The sequence below is a fragment of the Pseudomonas sp. NKUCC02_KPG genome, from assembly GCF_019345465.1.
GTDB lineage: Bacteria > Pseudomonadota > Gammaproteobacteria > Pseudomonadales > Pseudomonadaceae > Aquipseudomonas.
The window spans coordinates 1-223 of record NZ_JAHKRC010000050.1 but is presented as its reverse complement, the minus strand read 5'-3'; the positions used below and the strand labels follow the sequence as shown (position 1 = coordinate 223).

The 223-nt window shown below is 56.1% G+C and carries 1 protein-coding gene; it reads left to right on the top strand.

The features are described from left to right. Positions 1–223 (top strand): cation:dicarboxylate symporter family transporter (locus KO536_RS24605; protein ID WP_219263265.1); only part of this gene is annotated, 223 nt, incomplete at both ends.

Sequence of the window (223 nt, the reverse complement as noted above, 5' to 3'; positions counted from 1 at the left end):
CCCAATCGTGATTTCTTCACTGGTTGTCGGGATTGCAGGCGTGGGAGATGCGAAGAAACTCGGTCGTATCGGTTTTAAAACCATCATTTACTTCGAGGTGGTCACCACCATCGCGATTTTGGTCGGCCTGGTGCTGGCCAACGTGTTCCAGCCAGGTGCCGGGATCGACATGAGCACCCTGGGCACAGTCGATATCTCGAAGTATGCGGCCACGGCGGCTGAG